The organism is Sporosarcina ureae, assembly GCF_002101375.1.
GTDB classification, from domain to species: domain Bacteria; phylum Bacillota; class Bacilli; order Bacillales_A; family Planococcaceae; genus Sporosarcina; species Sporosarcina ureae_B.
The window spans coordinates 1,879,889-1,895,000 of record NZ_CP015207.1 but is presented as its reverse complement, the minus strand read 5'-3'; the positions used below and the strand labels follow the sequence as shown (position 1 = coordinate 1,895,000).

The following is a 15,112-nucleotide window of genomic DNA, read 5'->3' as shown; positions in this document are numbered from 1 at the left end:
TCGAATGAGGCGTACACCTTGTGTAGATCGGCCAAATATAGAAATATCGCCAATAGACATACGGATTAAGATGCCGTGAATTGTAATTAACATCAAATCTTCTTCGCCGTTAACCGACTTCATCGCTACAATAGCACCATTTCGATCTGTCATATGCATTGTTTTCAATCCATAACCGCCGCGTGATTGAGATCGGTATTCACTTTCAGGTGTGCGTTTACCGTATCCTTTTTCAGTAACTACCAGAATATCGTCTCCTGCTTCTACGATATCCATGCCAATTACTTCATCTTCTTGACGCAATCTGATACCACGTACACCAGCAGCAGTTCTGCCGAGTGGGCGGATACTTTCCTCATCAAAGCGAATCATCATGCCATGTTTTGTACAGATCGCAATGTCTGACTTGCCATCAGTTGATTTAACGGAGATCAGTTCATCATCTTCACGCAATCCTAATGCAATCAAGCCGTTCGCACGAATATTGGCATAGTCCATTATCGATGTGCGTTTAATAACACCTTGTTTAGTTGAGAAGAATAAGTAATGATCCTCAGTAAACTCGTCAATCGGGATCATTGCCGTAACCTTTTCACCTTTTTCGAAGTCAAGTAAGTTAATAATCGGCAATCCTTTGGCAGTTCGACTGTATTCAGGAACTTCATAGCCTTTTTTACGGAATACACGGCCCCTGCTCGTAAACAGTAAAATCGTGTCATGTGTGGAAGTATTCAATAAGTGCTCTACAAAGTCATCTTCATTTGTGCCCATACCTTGGATCCCACGACCGCCACGTTTCTGACTGCGATACGTATTAGCTGGCAGACGTTTAATGTACCCTTGATGGGTTAATGTAACAATGGAGTTTTCCACTGGAATTAAATCTTCATCTTCAAGCATTTCAGAACCGCCGAGCATAATCTCTGTTCGACGTTCGTCAGCAAAACGTTCTTTAATTTCACTCAATTCCTCACGGATAATCTCAATTAATTTTAGTTCATCCGCTAAAATTGCACGCAATTCGGCAATAAGTGTCAGCAACTCTTGGTATTCGGACTCAATTTTGTCTCGTTCCAGTCCAGTCAAACGTTGCAAACGCATATCGAGAATTGCTTGAGACTGGCGATCAGACAACTCGAATGTCTCCATTAAGTTCGCTTTCGCTTCAGCCGTTGTTTTAGATGCACGGATTAAGGCAATGATCTGATCGATATGATCAAGTGCTATACGTAATCCTTCCAAGATATGTGCACGGTCTTCCGCTTTGTTCAAATCGAATTGTGTACGACGGCGAATGACTACTTTTTGGTGTTCTAAGTAATGGTATAGAATTTCTTTCAATGACAATACTTTTGGTTGCTTGTCTACCAGTGCCAGCATATTGATCCCAAAACTAGTCTGCAAGGCAGTCTGTTTATACAAATTGTTCAATAATACGTTCGCATTAGCATCACGTCGTACTTCAATCACAATACGCATACCTGTACGGTCCGATTCGTCTGCTAAGTGTGTAATTCCATCAATCTTCTTATCGCGTACGAGCTCTGCAATTTTTTCGATTAACTTCGCCTTATTTACTTGGAAAGGTATTTCATTGACAATAATCGTTTCTCGGCCGTTTGCAGCCGTCTCAATTTCAGCTCTTCCACGGATGATCAATGAACCTCGACCTGTTTCATAAGCACGACGAATACCACTACGGCCAAGAATCATACCGCCAGTCGGGAAATCGGGGCCTGGAATGATTTCCATCAATTCTTCAGTGGTGATTGCGCTATTCTCTGCTAAAGCAAGTACAGCGTCAATCGTCTCACCAAGGTGATGGGGTGGGATGTTTGTTGCCATACCTACAGCAATTCCTGATGTACCGTTCACCAACAAGTTCGGATAACGACCTGGCAAGACGGCAGGTTCTTTTTCCTGCTCGTCATAGTTTGCTTGGAAGTCGATTGTATTTTTATTGATATCACGCAATAATTCCATTGCGATACGGGACATACGTGACTCTGTATAACGCATTGCAGCAGCCCCGTCACCATCAACAGAACCAAAGTTACCATGTCCATCTACTAACATGTAGCGATAACTAAAATCTTGAGCCATCCGTACCATCGTGTCATATACTGCACTGTCGCCGTGCGGGTGATACTTACCGATAACGTCCCCTACGATACGGGCTGACTTTTTATGCGGTTTTTCCGCAGTGATACCCAAATCATGCATAGCATACAAAATGCGGCGATGTACGGGCTTCAAACCATCTCGAACATCTGGAAGGGCACGAGAAACGATAACGCTCATCGCATAGTTTAGAAATGAGGTCTTCATTTCTGTATTAATATTTATTTCCTGCACTCCGCCTTTTGGCAAATCTGCCATGTTGTCATGCTCCTTTCACCACTTACATCTATAAGTTCGGTCTTTGCTATATAATCCGTTTACGATTCATCAAGTATCAATATTTTGCACGTAAACTGCATTATCTTCAATGAACTTTCTGCGTGGCTCTACTTCATCACCCATTAATTCTTCAAATGTTTCATTTGCTTCTACCGCATCATCCATACGGACCTGCAGAAATGTTCGTTTATCAGGGTCCATTGTGGTTTCCCATAGTTGCTCGGGATTCATCTCACCCAAACCTTTGTATCGTGTAATATCGGGCTTTGGTGAAGCAGGCATACTGCTCATAATTTCCTGCAACGCTTCTTCGTCATAACAATACTCTTCTCTTTTTCCAGAGCGCACACGATAAAGTGGTGGCTGTGCAATATATACGTACCCTGCTTCAATTAGTGGACGCATGAAACGGAAGAAAAAGGTTAGTAATAATGTACGAATATGAGCACCATCAACATCAGCATCGGTCATGATGACTAGCTTATGATAACGAGCTTTATCTAAGTTAAATTCGGGGCCGATTCCTGTACCGAGTGCCGTAATGATCATACGAATCTCTGCATTTCCAAGAATCCGGTCCAAACGTGCTTTTTCTACATTGAGGATTTTTCCTCGTAATGGCAAGATCGCTTGGAAGTGACGATCACGACCATTCTTCGCTGATCCTCCAGCAGAGTCACCCTCAACAATATACAACTCACTAATAGCTGGATCTCTTGAAGAACAATCTGATAGTTTCCCTGGTAAACTCGAGATTTCCAACGCTGATTTGCGACGTGTCAATTCACGAGCATTTTTCGCAGCCATACGCGCTCTTGCCGCCATCGTACTCTTGCCAACTACCTGACGCGCTACTACTGGGTTTTCAATTAAGAAACGTTGCAATGCTTCGGAAAACAATGAATTTGTAATTGTGCTAACTTCCGAGTTACCTAATTTCGTTTTTGTTTGACCTTCAAATTGAGGATCAGGATGCTTAATTGAGACGATAGCCGTCAGTCCTTCACGCACGTCGTCCCCAGTCAAATTATCTTCTGATTCTTTCAATAAACCATTTTTACGTGCATAGTCGTTAATGACGCGAGTTAACGCAGTTTTGAAACCTTGCTCATGTGTTCCACCTTCATAGGTATGAATATTATTAGCAAATGACAATAGATTTTCGCCATAGCCACTGTTGTATTGCATAGCAACTTCAATAGTAATACCATCGCGTTCGCCTTCAATGTAAATTGGTTCTTCAAAGATCGGCTCTTTATTTTCATTCAAATGCTGGACGTATGATTTAATTCCACCTTCATAGTGAAACAACTCAGATACAGGTTCTTCACCACGTTCATCGCTAATGGCAATACGCAAACCACGGTTCAAGTAAGCAAGTTCACGCAAACGTGTTGCTAGTATGCTGTATTCGTACTCCGTTGTTTCGGTAAAGATTTCAGAGTCCGCTTTGAAACGGATAGTAGTACCGGTTTCGTCCGATTCACCAATGACTTCAAGTTCCTTCGAGACAGGACCTCTAGAAAACTCAATTGCATATAATTTTTTATCCAGTTTAACATAAACTTCCGTCTTCTCTGACAATGCATTAACGACTGAAGATCCTACGCCGTGCAAACCACCGGAAACTTTATATCCACCGCCACCGAACTTACCACCTGCGTGGAGTACAGTCATGATGACTTCAACTGCTGGTCTACCTGTTGATTCCTGAATGCCTACTGGAATTCCACGGCCATTATCGGATACCTTGATCCAGTTATCTTTCTCTATCGTTACTTCAATATGGTCACAATGACCTGCGAGAGCTTCGTCTATACTATTGTCGACAATTTCCCATACTAGATGATGAAGCCCTTTTGCACTCGTTGTCCCAATATACATACCAGGGCGTTTACGGACAGCTTCAAGGCCTTCCAACACTTGTATCTGACTTGCATCATAAGCTGTCTGCATATCCTTTTCTTCCATTGCCAAGGTTTTCACCTTTCCTTTCCAAAACTATCAAACCACAATCATTTATTCTCTACGTAAAACGGATCCATCATGCACTTCAAAAATAGCTGCTTCTTGGATCGTATTATGATCAATTCCTGCGATATTGGTTGTTGTTACAAATGTTTGTACTTGTCCTTGCATCGTACTGAGCAAATGTGACTGTCGGTAATCATCCAATTCCGATAACACATCATCAAGCAATAAAATTGGCGTTTCGCCCACTTCTTGTTTTACTAGTTCGATTTCCGCAAGTTTCAAAGAAAGGGCGGTCGTCCGTTGCTGTCCCTGTGAACCGTACGTCTGAATATCGTACCCATTGACAAAAAACTGCAAATCATCACGATGTGGACCTACCAGGGTAAGCCCTCGTTCTAATTCGCGTCTTCGCACATTCTTTAACTGATCAGCAAAAATTGTTTCCATCTCTTCAGCAGTCTGCCCAGAATGTAGGTCTTTTAAAGTCCCATAGGAAACTTCCAGTGTTTCAAGACCACGTGAAATTCCTTGATGAATCGGATTTGCCCACTTTTGTAGCAATTCCATAAAATAAAAGCGTTTTCGAATAATTTGAACTGCCACTTGAATATACTGTTCCGTGTAAATATCGAACATAACATCCTGGAGATCCAATTTACCTCGATTTGCTTTTAACAAGGCATTGCGTTGCTTTAATATCTTTTGGAAATTGACCAAGTCGTGCAAATAGACTCTTGAGATCTGTCCAATTTCCATATCTAAAAAACGCCTGCGCAGCTGTGGGCTGCCCTTTACGATATTCAAATCTTCAGGCGCGAACATGACTACATTCATCTGACCAACATACATACTCAAACGATTTTGTTCCAAATGATTGACTCTAGCCTTTTTTCCCTTTTTGGAAATTGTCAGCTCTATCGGCAAGTATCCAAATTTACGTTGGACATCCCCTTCTATTTTACCACACTCTTGTTCCCAACGTATAAGTTCACGATCATTTGATGTACGGTGGGATTTTGCCATTGCTAATACGTAAATAGCTTCCATGACATTGGTTTTTCCTTGTGCATTTTCACCGATCAATACGTTCATCGTAGGAGAGAATTTTAATTCCAGAGATTCGTAATTTCGATAGTTCGTTAACTTAAGCCGATCAATATGCATCCGACTGTCCAGATTCATCCACTGACAGTTTGAATTTTCCTGCACCTGGAATATTTACTACATCTCCGTCATATAATTTCTTACCGCGTCGTTGTTCTGGCTCGCCGTTTACGTAAACAATGTTTTCACCTAAATACCATTTAGCCATTCCACCTGAGCTAATAACATTCGTCATTTTCAATAATTGGCCTAGCGTAATATATTCTGTATTAAACTGTATTGTCTCCATTTTTAATTCAATCCCTCATAAAATATTCTGTCCCTCTAGTTTACCTAACTTTTCGCAATAAGTAAAAAGGTAGCCAACATGTTGACTATCCTATTACGAGATATTTTCTTAAGTTACAGATTAAAACGTTCTAACCGGTAAAATTAATTGTAGAATGGCTTCGCTATCAATGGACTTCAAGATGAAAGGGCGCATGCTGCCAGTGAAATGAATCTTTAGATCTTGGCCATCAATTGCTTTCAAGGCATCCATCATATATTTCGCACTGAAAGAGATTTTCAAAGGTTCACCTTCGATATGCACGGCTTCTACCAATTCTTCTACATTTCCGACGTCCGGTGAATTAGAAGAGATTTGCACATGTGGACTACCATCTGTTGAGAAGTGCACGATATTATTCCGATCTTCTCGAGCTAATAAAGATGCACGATCAATTGCTTGCAACAAATTGCGTCCATTAATCGTGATGGATGTTTTGTATTCAGTCGGGATCAGACGTGATGTGTCAGGGTAATTGCCCTCCAAAAGTCTTGAATAGAATAAAACATTGTGAAGCTTGAATAATACTTGTTGATTCGCAATAAAAATTTCTACTGCTGTAGCATCGTCAGGCAATATCTTGCTTAGTTCTTGAAGACTTTTGCCTGGGATAACTGCATTGAATGGTGAACTAGCTTGAATCTCAGGTGTCACAATCCGTCTAGCCAATCTATGACTATCTGTTGCGATACAGTAAAGTTCTTGCTCTTTCATAATCCATTGAACGCCTGTCAAAACTGGACGAGTTTCTTGTTGGGATACTGCAAATACAGTTTCTCTAATAAGCGATTTCATCAAGTCAGCAGGCATTTCAAAACGCTCCGCATCTTTTACATCGGGCAATATGGGATATTCATCAGCACTTTGGGCAATAATATGAAATTCAGACTGTCCAGAACGAATATGTGTTTTCATTCCATCACGTAACTCAATCATCACTTCATTTGTTGGGAGCTTGCGAATGATTTCGTTAAAAACTTTTGCTTGCAATACCAGTGTACCTGGTTGGATTGTTTGAATAATTTGAGTGCCGTCTTCTTCTACTGGTATGAAAGTGGATATCGTAATATCTGAATCACTTCCAGTCATAGTTAATCCCTTTTCAGTAATTTCTAATTTAATACCTGTCAAAATAGGTGTTGTCACTTTTGAACTGATTGCTTTGACAACATCGCTTAACCCATCCAATAATCTATCTCTCATAATTTCAAACTGCATATCGATACCTCGCTTATATAATAATAATTAAGTAATTAAATATAGTAGTAATAGTAGTAGGGCCTGTGGATATGTGGAAAAGCCTTTCGGACGTATGAGAATCATAGTTTCCCACATGTGTATAACAAGTGGACGACCCTGCACTACTTGTCCACAGTTATCCACAGTTCATTAGGCTCTTCCTAAAACCTTTTTAATATCTTGGACATCTTGGAGCAATGCTTTGTCTTCATCGAGCTGTTTGGAAATCTTCTCATGTGCGTGAATAACAGTTGAATGATCTCGACCACCAAACTCTGAACCAATCTTCGGTAAAGAGGAATCTGTCAGCTCTCTCGATAAATACATCGCAACTTGACGTGGAAACGCGATAGCCCGGGTTCTTTTCTTCGCTACAAAGTCTTCTAATCGAATGTTAAAGTGTTCCCCGACTGCCTTTTGGATGTCTAGAATGGATATAATCCGCGGACGGGAATTTGGAATAATATCTTTTAACGCTTCCGCTGCCAAATCGGTAGTGACATCGGCATTTACCAATGAGGAGTAAGCAACGACGCGGATTAGGGCGCCTTCAAGCTCTCTAATATTAGTATCAATTTGGTTAGCAATATACAACATGACATCGTTTGAAATGTCTACTAGGCCGTCTGCTTTCGCCTTTTTACGTAAAATTGCAATTCTAGTTTCCAAATCAGGCGGCGCTATGTCCGTGATCAGGCCCCATTCAAAACGGGAACGCAAACGATCTTCCAGTGTAGGTATCTCTTTTGGAGGACGATCACTGGAAATAATAATTTGCTTTGACTCTTCATGCAGTGTATTAAATGTATGGAAGAACTCTTCCTGGGTTTGTTCTTTTCCTGCTAAAAATTGAATATCGTCAACTAACAGGACGTCTACATTGCGGTAGCGGTCCCTGAAATCGCCGGCTTTATTGTCTCGTATGGAGTTAATAAACTCATTCGTGAATTTTTCGGATGATAAATACACTACCTTCAATGCAGGGTTTTGCTCCAGTACATAATGACCGATCGCATGCATTAAGTGTGTCTTACCTAATCCAACTCCTCCATATATAAAAAGCGGATTATAGGCTTTGGCAGGTGCTTCAGCAACTGCTAATGAAGCTGCATGGGCAAAGCGGTTGCCGGATCCAATAACGAACGTATCAAAGGTATACTTCGGATTCAGCATTCCAGCTGGGTTGACCGTAGGTGTTTTTTCTACTGGTTTTGGCTGTGATTTTGGCAATTTAATATCGTTCTCTGCCATGTCTTGCGGAACAATAAATTCAACGATTCGATCTTCACCTGTTAGTTCGGATAAAATCCCCGTAATTAAATGGACGTAATGCGTTTCAAGCCAATCCTTGGCAAATGAATTTGGAACAGAAATAGTTGCATGTTCTGCTTCATACGTTAGCAATTTAGTCGATTTTAACCACGTCTCAAAACTAGGCTTCGAAACTCTAGCTTCAATATTTTTTAATACTTGTTCCCATAAACCTGATAGATTTTCCAATCGTGTGCCTCCTTTACAATGAAATATTAAAAAGCCCGGAATCCGCTTATGCACAGTATCCAGGGCTGTGGATAAAAATTATCGAAACATGTTGAAAAAACTATCCACACTGTATTCACATATGTGGATAAGATTTTAGCTATAAAATATATACACAACAAAAGCTTTTTAATTGTAACAGGGAAACTGATTATTGACAAGGAGTCTGATGATTTATGCACAATCCCGTTAACTGTGCATAAAGTGGTTATCCACAGCCCTGAATATGTGAAAAACTTGTCGACAATTGCCGGTTTAGAAAATCCACAATTTTAGCCATGAACAATTCATCCAGAGCTGAATCTTCTTTTGTTGTGGATAAGTTTCCAGTGAACAAGAATATTATTATAAGTGGATCCCAAACGAAGGAATAGAAAAGCATTGACATTCTTTTACTGAATCGCTATACTATTCAAGACTGTCACAGTAGGAAAAGAGACAATCAAAGCAGGAGGTGTCTTACGAAATGAAACGTACATTCCAACCAAATAAACGTAAACGCGCTAAAGTCCACGGCTTCCGCCAAAGAATGAGTTCGAAAAACGGCCGTAGAATTTTAGCAGCTCGTCGTCGTAAAGGAAGAAAAGTTCTTTCAGCATAAGGCCACTGACATCAGTGGTCTTTTTTTTAGCTATTAGAGCGATTCGAAACGAATATTGGATCTCTTCCATAGTAGCGGATCAGTAGATTATGACGGTAGAAAATTAAAGCAGGTGTTATTATGAAAAAAAGCCAGCGAATTAAAAAAAATAAAGAATTTCAAACGGTATTTAAAAAAGGAAAGTCCTTTGCTAATCGACAGTTTATTGTCTATACCTATAAGAAGGAAGACCAGCAAGAGTTCAGAATTGGCCTATCCGTCAGCAAAAAGGTCGGGAATGCTGTCACACGTAACAGGATTAAGCGCTATATTCGACAATCATTTCTAGAAATGAATGATGAAGTCAAATCTGATCTAGATTATGTTATTATCGCAAGAAATCAAGCTGCCACGCTCGATTTCCATACGACCAAAAAAAATCTGAGACATGTTCTAAAAATCGCAAAAGTCTTTAAGTGAAATCAAAGTTCTTCCTAGATGTAGAACGATTAAAGCCATCATGTTACACTGAAAATTAAAAAATGATCTTGCGACTGTTTGGGGGAAAAAACATTGAAAAAGAAATTAGTGTTCCTTTCACTACTCGTTGTAGTTGCTGTCTTCATGGCAGGTTGTTCGGAATTCCGAGAGCCTATCACGGCAGAAAGTACAGGGATTTGGAACGAATATATTGTTTGGCCGCTTGTTACATTGATTGTGAAATTCAAAGAATGGCTAGGAACATACGGATTAGCAATCATCGTCGTTACAGCGATCATTCGTACTGCATTGCTTCCATTGATTATTCAACAAACGAAAAGTTCGAAGCGTATGCAGGAGATTCAGCCAAGACTTAAAGCGTTGAAAGAGAAATACAAATCAAAAGACGCTGTGACACAGAAAAAGTATCAAGAGGAAATGCAACAGATTATGATCAACGAAAAGATTAATCCAGTTGCAGGATGTCTACCAGTTCTCATTCAGATGCCAATATTTATTGGTTTCTACCACGCCATCAGCCGGATGAATGCCACACCAACGATTGAGTTAGGTAACTTCCTAGGTGTTGCACTTGGTTCACCAAGTATTTTATTTGCTATCATCGCTGGATTGTTCCAGTTAACGGTTTTACGTACAGGACCCGCAATGGATAATCCACAGATGAAGATGATGATGTACATCATGCCATTTATGATCATGGTATTTGGTTCATTCTTACCGGCAGCACTTGCTTTATACTGGATCGTCGGAAATATCATTTCGCTACTCCAAAACATTTTCATCTATAAGCCGTTCGATAAGCCAAAAAACGTCGAAGTAGTGAAAGCAGGAGGGAAAAAGAAATGAAACAACTTACACAAAGGGCAGCAACCGTTGAGCTAGCAATTGAATCAGCTTTACAGGACCTGGGTGTAACAAAAGATCAAGTAAAAGTACAGATAGTGGAAAACGGCAGGAAAGGCTTTCTTGGTTTTGGCGTAAAACAAGCAGAAGTGCTTGTAACCGTCCTAGAAAAATCAGAGCCAGATCCTAAACGTAATAGTGCTCAAGTACCTGAATTGGCGCGGTCGCTTACAGATAACAGTGAAGTATTATCTTCCGTTACTGAGAAAACGGAAGTAGTTCAACAACTTCAAACTAAAGCTGAGCAATCAGAACCATTTGTGGCTACAGAAGATAAGGAAAGAGTACATGCAGCCAAGATCAACAATGAAAATGACGTAATTGAAGAAACAAAACAGTATATTGAGGATATGGCTAAAGAAATGGGCATTGAAGATTTGGTCATTACGTGCGAAACAAAAGGGAAGTATATCAATTTCCAGCTTGAAAGTGAAAAAGCAGCGTTCCTAATAGGTAAAAGAGGGCAAACGCTTAATGCGATCCAGCAATTAGCGCAACTCGTAGCCAATAAGGTAACAAAGCAATTCAAAATTGTTAGAATTGATGTCGCGGATTACCGGGAGCGTCGCGAGCAATCGCTCGAGCAACTGGCAGATCGTATGGCAGACCGTGCAGTACGAACAAAACGTCAGGTCGCACTAGAACCAATGCCTTCATACGAGAGAAAAGTTATCCATAACGCGTTGTCGCTCAGACTCGATATTGAGACATTTTCAGAAGGAAAGGATCCATATCGATACATCGTCATTAAAGGAATCGAATAAGATCAAACCCGTAGAGGCTTTCTACGGGTTTTTTATTGTCATCAAAAGACAATTAATGAGTGGATGTGGAGGGATTGAAGCATCAGATGAGGACGCTTTCCGAAGGAGCAATGTAGAGTCGTTTTCCGTCCTAGTCTTTGCTTCAATAATAGCCCAATAATGATGAAATATAGATCGCCCGTTCCTGCCTTATTCTATTCATCCCACATTTTTCTTTAAGAAAGTTTCTACACTAGAAAGCTTGAAACGACAGGGTTCTTTGTCGACTGCTAGCACATGATAAATTACCATGACGCTAGGTTCAAAATTCCTGAATTTATCCACATGTTTTAAATTCGCGTGCTAGGAGATTCCGACGATTTATGATAATATAGGTTGTTAGAAAGTAGTATTCGCTATAAAAGATATGCACATGTGCACAACGAAGCCAGGAAGGTGAAAAAACTTGCATTTTGATACGATAGCCGCTATTTCTACTCCTATGGGAGAAGGAGCGATTGCCATCGTTCGTCTGAGTGGCGAAGACGCATGGAAGATTGCAGACCGTATATTCCAATCACCAACAACTAAACCACTCTGCGAACAACCATCGCATACAATTCATTATGGACATTTGCACGACCCCGCCACCGAAGAACTAGTGGAGGAAGTCATGGTGTCGATCATGAAAGCGCCAAAGACCTTCACGCGCGAAGATATAGTGGAGATTAATTGTCACGGAGGCATCACCTCCGTCAATAGAGTACTCCAATTAGTATTGACAGAGGGGGCTAGACTAGCAGAACCCGGTGAGTTTACTAAACGAGCATTTCTGAATGGCCGAATTGATTTATCCCAAGCTGAAGCAGTTATGGACTTGATTAGAGCCAAAACAGATAAAGCTATGAATGTTGCACTCAATCAAATGGAGGGAAAGCTATCCCATTTGATCGATGAATTGCGACAGGCATTACTCGAAACACTTGCACAAGTAGAAGTTAATATAGATTACCCAGAGTATGATGATGTGGAAGAAGTGACGATTCCTTTGATGATTGAAAAAGGAACGTGGGTACTGGATGAGATTGATGAGTTATTGCGCACGTCATCACAAGGAAAGATCTTACGTGAAGGATTGTCTACTGTAATTGTAGGACGTCCGAACGTTGGGAAATCATCGTTGCTTAACAGCTTAGTGCAGGAAAATAAAGCGATTGTTACGGATGTTGCGGGGACTACCCGTGATATTATAGAAGAGTATGTCAATGTTCGTGGAGTTCCTTTGCGTCTTGTTGATACTGCAGGAATTCGGGAAACGGAAGATATTGTCGAGCGGATTGGTGTGGAACGTTCAAGGAAGGTACTGAAAGAAGCAGACCTCATTCTATTGATGGTTAATAGCTCTGAAGCTTTAGCAGATGAAGATGAGCGATTATTTGAAGCTGTTGCCGGCATGGACATGCTTGTCATCGTCAATAAAACGGATTTACCAACAAAGATTGATCTGGAACGAGTCTATGAATTGGCAGGAAGAGATCGTGTGATTACTACTTCCATCCTGCAAGAGAAAGGTATTACTGAATTGGAAGAAGCCATTGCTGCACTGTTTTTCGATGGTTCATTAGAATCCAATGACCTGACGTATGTATCCAATGCCCGTCATATTTCGTTACTAAAACAGGCACGTAATACGATAGACGATGCAATACAAGCTGCTCAAGCAGGAGTTCCTATTGATATGATTCAAATAGATGTTACACGTACATGGGAAATTCTCGGTGAAATCATCGGAGATACCGTTCAAGATAGTTTAATTAAAGAGTTGTTCTCAAAGTTCTGCCTCGGAAAATAATGATTTTATAAATGGGAAGGATGAACGAACATGCCACAATTTGAAGCAGGCACGTTCGATTGTATCGTCATTGGAGCTGGACATGCAGGCGCAGAAGCAGCCTACGCATCCGCCAAGATGGGCGCATCGACATTAGTATTAACAATGAATTTAGACATGATTGCTTTCATGCCATGTAATCCTTCATTAGGAGGACCTGCAAAAGGTATCGTAGTGCGTGAAATAGATGCACTAGGCGGCGTGATGGCAAAAGTCATAGATAAAACGCATATTCAAATGCGTTTATTGAACACAGGGAAAGGTCCAGCAGTGCGTGCTTTGCGTGCACAAGCGGATAAAGTACTATATCAGCAAGAAATGAAGCGGATACTGGAAGAGGAGTCGAATTTGACACTTCGTCAAGCGGTTGTCGAGCAGTTGATCGTAGAAGATGATGAAATAAAAGGCGTAGTGACACAGATTGGTGCAATTTTCCGTGCGAAGACTGTCATTATTACAACAGGTACATTTTTACGCGGTGAGGTTATCATTGGGGATCTGAAATACTCTAGTGGACCGAATAATCAAATGCCGTCTATCAAACTGGCGGAACATCTGCAGGAGCTTGGTCTACAGACGGTTCGATTCAAAACAGGAACACCTCCGCGTATCAACAGTAATACGATTGATTATAGTAAAACAGAGATTCAGCCAGGAGACGACGTGCCGCGTTCATTTAGTTATGAAACAACGGAATACATTATGGATCAACTACCATGTTGGTTAACGTATACCACTCCGGAAACACATGAAATCATCAATGAAAACCTTCATTTATCTCCGATGTACTCGGGTATGATTAAAGGAAAAGGACCCAGCTATTGTCCATCCATTGAAGATAAAATTGTACGTTTTGCTGACAAGTCGCGACACCAGATTTTCCTTGAGCCTGAAGGCCGCAATACAAGGGAAGTATATGTGCAAGGGTTGTCAACAAGTCTTCCTGAGCATATACAGCATCGCCTAATTGCGAGCGTACCGGGACTTGAAAAGGCTGAAATGATGCGTGCGGGCTATGCGATTGAGTACGATTCCATAATTGCGACACAACTATGGCCAACGCTGGAAACTAAAAAAATCAAAAACTTGTACACAGCTGGTCAAATAAACGGAACTTCGGGATATGAAGAAGCTGCAGCACAAGGATTGATGGCGGGAATCAATGCAGCATGCAACGTACTTGGCAAAGAAGAGGTCGTCCTCGGACGCAGTGATGCGTATATTGGTGTACTTATCGATGACCTGGTCACAAAAGGTACGAGTGAACCCTATCGTCTCTTGACGTCACGAGCGGAATATCGTCTCTTGCTTCGTCATGATAATGCTGATATGCGCTTGACGGAAATCGGTTATCAAAACGGAATGATTAGTGAAGAGCGCCATACGAAGTTTTTGGCGAAGAAAGCACAAATTGACGCGGAGATTGATCATTTACGCAAGGTTACTGTGAAGCCGACCGAACAAATCCAAGCGATTATCGCTGGAGTGGATGGAACACCGCTTCGTGAACCAATGAAGGCGGCTGATTTATTGAAACGGCCGGAAATGAAGTATAGCGAATTGTGTAAAGTAGTTCCACCTCTTGAAGAAATTAATGAAGAAGTGGCGGAACAAGTAGAAATTTTCATTAAGTATGAAGGATACATCGAAAAGTCCATGCAGCAAGTAGCAAGAATGAAAAAGATGGAGAATAAGCGCATTCCAGAAAACATTGATTATGATGCGATTTCAGGTATTGCGAAAGAAGCAAAGGCAAACCTTAAAGAAGTACAGCCATTGTCAATTGCACAAGCATCACGTATTTCTGGTGTCAATCCAGCAGATATCTCTATCTTACTTGTCTATATTGAACAAGGGAAAATTGCGAAAGTATCCGGTTGAGTCTTTGACTGGCGTTCAGTGGCGTCAGT

12 protein-coding genes (1 of these 12 only partly in view) are annotated in these 15,112 nt (G+C 40.9%); 6 read left to right on the top strand and 6 right to left on the bottom strand.

The genetic code is table 11. From position 1 onward, the window contains the following. From gyrA to dnaA, 6 genes are all read right to left on the bottom strand, one after another. Window positions 1-2,379: the 5' portion of a DNA gyrase subunit A gene (gene gyrA, locus SporoP8_RS09420; protein WP_085132271.1), read on the bottom strand. Its footprint begins 144 nt before the window's first position; only the first 2,379 of its 2,523 coding nucleotides appear in the window; it begins with the start codon at window positions 2,377-2,379; its stop codon lies off the left edge, out of view. A gap of 69 nt (window positions 2,380-2,448) precedes the next feature. Next, window positions 2,449-4,371, bottom strand: coding sequence for a DNA topoisomerase (ATP-hydrolyzing) subunit B (gene gyrB / locus SporoP8_RS09415; protein WP_232319132.1), 1,923 nt, complete (start codon window positions 4,369-4,371; stop codon window positions 2,449-2,451). A gap of 48 nt (window positions 4,372-4,419) precedes the next feature. Further along, window positions 4,420-5,538, bottom strand: a complete 1,119-nt coding sequence (gene recF / locus SporoP8_RS09410) for a DNA replication/repair protein RecF (RefSeq protein WP_085132269.1) — start codon at window positions 5,536-5,538, stop codon at window positions 4,420-4,422. Next, window positions 5,528-5,767, bottom strand: a complete 240-nt coding sequence (yaaA, locus tag SporoP8_RS09405; protein WP_085132268.1) for a S4 domain-containing protein YaaA — start codon at window positions 5,765-5,767, stop codon at window positions 5,528-5,530. The genes recF and yaaA overlap by 11 nt, the downstream gene beginning before the upstream one ends. A 120-nt stretch (window positions 5,768-5,887) precedes the next feature. Further along, on the bottom strand, window positions 5,888-7,024 hold the full coding sequence (gene dnaN / locus SporoP8_RS09400; protein ID WP_085132267.1) for a DNA polymerase III subunit beta: 1,137 nt from the start codon (window positions 7,022-7,024) through the stop codon (window positions 5,888-5,890). A 171-nt stretch (window positions 7,025-7,195) separates the two neighbouring features. Next, window positions 7,196-8,545: a chromosomal replication initiator protein DnaA gene (gene dnaA / locus SporoP8_RS09395; protein WP_085132266.1), complete on the bottom strand. Its 1,350-nt coding sequence runs from the start codon at window positions 8,543-8,545 to the stop codon at window positions 7,196-7,198. Window positions 8,546-9,050: 505 nt separating this feature from the next. Here dnaA and rpmH point away from each other — a divergent pair. From rpmH to mnmG, 6 genes are all read left to right on the top strand, one after another. After that, the gene (rpmH, locus tag SporoP8_RS09390; protein WP_029054388.1) at window positions 9,051-9,185 is read left to right on the top strand and encodes a 50S ribosomal protein L34; all 135 of its coding nucleotides are present in this window, start codon (window positions 9,051-9,053) and stop codon (window positions 9,183-9,185) included. 120 nt (window positions 9,186-9,305) lie between these two features. Continuing rightward, the gene (gene rnpA / locus SporoP8_RS09385; protein ID WP_085132265.1) at window positions 9,306-9,644 is read left to right on the top strand and encodes a ribonuclease P protein component; all 339 of its coding nucleotides are present in this window, start codon (window positions 9,306-9,308) and stop codon (window positions 9,642-9,644) included. Window positions 9,645-9,737: 93 nt separating this feature from the next. Beyond that, window positions 9,738-10,511 (top strand): membrane protein insertase YidC, encoded by a 774-nt coding sequence (yidC, locus tag SporoP8_RS09380; protein ID WP_085132264.1) that lies wholly within the window; start codon window positions 9,738-9,740, stop codon window positions 10,509-10,511. Then, window positions 10,508-11,332: an RNA-binding cell elongation regulator Jag/EloR gene (gene jag / locus SporoP8_RS09375; protein WP_085132263.1), complete on the top strand. Its 825-nt coding sequence runs from the start codon at window positions 10,508-10,510 to the stop codon at window positions 11,330-11,332. Before yidC ends, jag begins: the two co-directional genes overlap by 4 nt. A gap of 445 nt (window positions 11,333-11,777) precedes the next feature. Then, window positions 11,778-13,163, top strand: coding sequence for a tRNA uridine-5-carboxymethylaminomethyl(34) synthesis GTPase MnmE (gene mnmE, locus SporoP8_RS09370; protein WP_085132262.1), 1,386 nt, complete (start codon window positions 11,778-11,780; stop codon window positions 13,161-13,163). A gap of 30 nt (window positions 13,164-13,193) precedes the next feature. Continuing rightward, window positions 13,194-15,083, top strand: coding sequence for a tRNA uridine-5-carboxymethylaminomethyl(34) synthesis enzyme MnmG (mnmG, locus tag SporoP8_RS09365; RefSeq protein WP_085132261.1), 1,890 nt, complete (start codon window positions 13,194-13,196; stop codon window positions 15,081-15,083). The last annotated feature ends 29 nt before the right edge of the window (window positions 15,084-15,112 follow it).

Bases quoted from the DNA above. Each gene is read 5' to 3' on its own strand.
- yaaA (WP_085132268.1), bottom strand. From the start codon at position 5,767: ATGGAGACAATACAGTTTAATACAGAATATATTACGCTAGGCCAATTA.
- jag (WP_085132263.1), top strand. From the start codon at position 10,508: ATGAAACAACTTACACAAAGGGCAGCAACCGTTGAGCTAGCAATTGAA.
- mnmG (WP_085132261.1), top strand. From the start codon at position 13,194: ATGCCACAATTTGAAGCAGGCACGTTCGATTGTATCGTCATTGGAGCT.
- gyrB (WP_232319132.1), bottom strand. From the start codon at position 4,371: ATGGAAGAAAAGGATATGCAGACAGCTTATGATGCAAGTCAGATACAA.
- rnpA (WP_085132265.1), top strand. From the start codon at position 9,306: ATGAAAAAAAGCCAGCGAATTAAAAAAAATAAAGAATTTCAAACGGTA.
- recF (WP_085132269.1), bottom strand. From the start codon at position 5,538: ATGCATATTGATCGGCTTAAGTTAACGAACTATCGAAATTACGAATCT.
- dnaN (WP_085132267.1), bottom strand. From the start codon at position 7,024: ATGCAGTTTGAAATTATGAGAGATAGATTATTGGATGGGTTAAGCGAT.
- rpmH (WP_029054388.1), top strand. From the start codon at position 9,051: ATGAAACGTACATTCCAACCAAATAAACGTAAACGCGCTAAAGTCCAC.